2 protein-coding genes are annotated in these 2076 nt (G+C 65.2%); one reads left to right on the top strand and one right to left on the bottom strand.

The genetic code is table 11. The annotated features are described in order from the left end of the window. Positions 1–144 precede the first annotated feature (144 nt). Positions 145–1200 (top strand): hypothetical protein, encoded by a 1056-nt coding sequence (locus VMD50_RS11065; RefSeq protein WP_325427711.1) that lies wholly within the window; start codon positions 145–147, stop codon positions 1198–1200. Here the strand turns inward: VMD50_RS11065 and VMD50_RS11060 are convergent. Next, positions 1193–2076 (bottom strand): transposase (locus VMD50_RS11060; RefSeq protein ID WP_325427709.1); only part of this gene is annotated, 884 nt, incomplete at its 5' end. The two genes, VMD50_RS11065 and VMD50_RS11060, sit on opposite strands and share 8 nt — an antisense overlap.

The following is a 2076-nucleotide window of genomic DNA, read 5'->3' as shown; positions in this document are numbered from 1 at the left end:
GGTGACGCAGGCCTCGTAGTAGTCGTGGGAGTAACGCCCCACCGGGGAGGGCGGGAAAGCCGTCCACATGGGCGAAGGGGGCCAGGTGATTGGATATTCGAAGCCGGGAGGTATGCGTAATGCAGGACGCTGAAACGGTGGTGGATGTCCTTCGTGAGCGCGGCAGGCGACCAACTGCCACGCCGATGGAACAAGTCACTGGAGAGCCGTGATGCGGGGAAACTCGCACGTCCGGTTCGGGCCGGAGGCCGCCGGAAAAGGACCTGCACTCTGCAGGCACCTCGCCGGCGTCCTACCGGTACTCTCTGGGACATCGATTTCGGGCCCGCTTTCATCAAGATCTGCGCCTACTTTCCGTACCCGATCAAGGTATGGCTCAACGGCCACGAATGGGCCAAACGCCAAGCCACCCAGGCCGGTATCGGGTTCACTGAGCTCTCCAACGGGTTTGCCGCTTGCGCGGATCCCGCCGCGCTGCAGGCGATCTGTGACCGGCTGGGCGCGGGCACCATCGGGGTGTTTTTCGAGCGCTGGATGAGTCGGCTGCCGCTGCCGTTGACCGAGCACGACCGCGCCGCCGGCTACTGGTGGGAGCTGTCGATGCGCCAGGTCGAGGTATCGCGCACCCTGGTCTTCGACGCTCCCCGCCACGCCCGCGTGTTCTTCGAAGCCCTCGTCGCCGACAATCTCGACATCGGCCGCCCCGACAGTGTGGAACTGATCTTCCACGGGCCCCGACACCTGGGCCAGCCCGTCAAACTCGGCTGCGTGCCCCGCACGAGGATCGTCACCTGCGGCACCGAGGTCACCGTGAACGCCTTCTACAAGAATTCCCGCATCAAACAGTACTTGAAGAACGGGCGGGCGCTGCGGATCGAGACCGTGGTCAACTCACCCGACGACCTGCGCTGTCACCGCCGCCTGCCTCATCTCGACGAGCTGCAGGCCCGCGCGCGTGCGGTCAATCGCCGGCTGCTCGATACTGAACGTGTCGGTCAGGGCTGCGTCCTTGCGAGTCCAGCCTTTGAGCGGATCGCGCGGCCCACCCTCACCGAGGATGGCAGGAAGACCCCGGCCTTACGGTTCGGCGATCTTCGGGTCCAAGCCCTGGCCGGCGCCCTAGCCACGACGATGCTCGCCGTCACCGGCATCACTAACGCGGATTTCTACGCAGGAAGTTCGGGGCAACGTGTCAGCTGAATTCGAAGCGTAGGGTTCGGTTTTCCCACCAGGGGACGGGGGTGTCGTTGGGGAGGTCGGCTTGGCGTAGCACGGGTGTGTAGGCGCGTCGGTCGAGGCGGACGGTGATGGTGTCGCTGGTGGTGGTGATTCGGCCGGGGGTTTCTAGGAAGCGGCGTTGCAGCACGTCGGGGGTGACGTTGTGGTAGCCGGGTAGGCGGGCGCGCAGTGCGGCGATGAGGGCTTGGGCAAGCACGCAGAGCATGATGTCGAGGTCGGCGTTGAGGTTGACCGCTGAAGACAGGGCGTCGGCGTGGAAGGCTTGGATGATCTCGGCGAGGCGTTGCTCGATGGTCATGCGCCGCGCGTAGTGCTCGATGAGGGCCTTGACCGAGGTGTCGTGGTCGTTGGTGATGATCACGGTGGGGGTGTCGCGGCCGAGTCCGGTGACAGTGAGTTGCCGCACGGTGCCGGGGTAGCCGGTGAGTCGCACGCCGACGGACTCGTTTACCTTGGGGCGGTTGAATTTTCCGGGTCGGTCGAGGTTCACGGTTTTGAAGTCTTTGGCGCCGAGGGTGTCGATGTGTTTGACCAGGGCGGCCGAGCGCATGCGCAGGGTGAGGAACTTGATGCCGCGGTCGTCGAGCTCGCCGAGCACGGCGTGGGTGGTGACCTTTTGGTCCATGATCAGCATGACCGGGTCGTTGCCGGACACGGTCTTCCAGTGGTCGCAGAACGTGATCACCTCGCGCGCCTGGCTGGCTTTGGACACATCGGCGTTGGCGTAGACGAGGTTGTGGGTGCCGGTGTCTTGGGCGAAGAAGCTCAGCACGGAGCGGGCGCGTTGCGAGCGGGTGGGCACGTAGTGCTTCTCCAGCGCGGGGTCGTGGCCCCAGT

The organism is Mycobacterium sp., assembly GCF_035506235.1.
Taxonomy (GTDB): Bacteria; Actinomycetota; Actinomycetes; order Mycobacteriales; family Mycobacteriaceae; genus Mycobacterium.
This window is presented reverse-complemented; position numbering and strand designations above follow the sequence as displayed.

Bases quoted from the DNA above. Each gene is read 5' to 3' on its own strand.
- VMD50_RS11065 (WP_325427711.1), top strand. From the start codon at position 145: ATGTCCTTCGTGAGCGCGGCAGGCGACCAACTGCCACGCCGATGGAAC.